This is a genomic window from Fastidiosibacter lacustris (assembly GCF_003428155.1).
GTDB classification, from domain to species: domain Bacteria; phylum Pseudomonadota; class Gammaproteobacteria; order Francisellales; family Francisellaceae; genus Caedibacter; species Caedibacter lacustris.
In genome coordinates this window covers 1-711 of the sequence record NZ_QLIR01000058.1, presented here as the reverse complement: position 1 = coordinate 711, position 711 = coordinate 1, and the positions used below count along the sequence as shown (strand labels likewise).

Genomic DNA, 711 nt, shown 5'->3' with positions numbered 1-711 from the left:
TGATTGAAAAAGTGGGCATCGATGATGACTTCTTTACGCTTGGCGGTAATTCGATTAAAGCGATTCAATTGGCAGTGACCTTACAGGCAAACTTTGATATTGCTGTCTCAGAGATATTTGATTTACGTACTCCACGCAAACTAGCCGAAAATAGAAGCATTACCCATGATCTGTTGATTTATAAACTCCAACAAATTAAACATCAATATCATACTTATTCTTATAAATCACTCAATCAGGTGTCATTAGCTAAAAAAGAACGCTATTTAACTGAAGTTGCCAAAATGCCAAAGGTAAGTTATACAATCAAGCCAATACAAAATATTTTACTCACAGGCGCAACAGGCTTTCTAGGATGTAACCTATTAAACCAATTACTCAGCTTAACCTCTTATCGTATTTATCTTTGTATTAGGGCTAAAGACAAGGCACACGCCATTGAGAGAATGGAACATAAATTCAAATTTTATTTTGACTGCTCACTTCAAGATAATTTTAAAGATCGTGTTGTCTATATCCCGTGTGATTTAGAGCAAGAGAAGATTGGTTTATTGGATAGGGAATATCAATCTTTAGCGCAACAAATAGATAGTATTATTCATTGTGCGGCATTAGCCAAGCACTATGGAATTGAACAAGTATTTTATTCTGCCAATGTGCAGGCAACGATTCATTTACTGCAATTTTGTCAATTAACCAAACACAAAGACT

Annotated in this window: 1 protein-coding gene; it reads left to right on the top strand. The window is 34.9% G+C overall.

The annotated features are described in order from the left end of the window. On the top strand, positions 1–711 hold a 711-nt coding region (locus tag DNJ77_RS09860), incomplete at both ends, for an SDR family oxidoreductase (protein WP_116964872.1).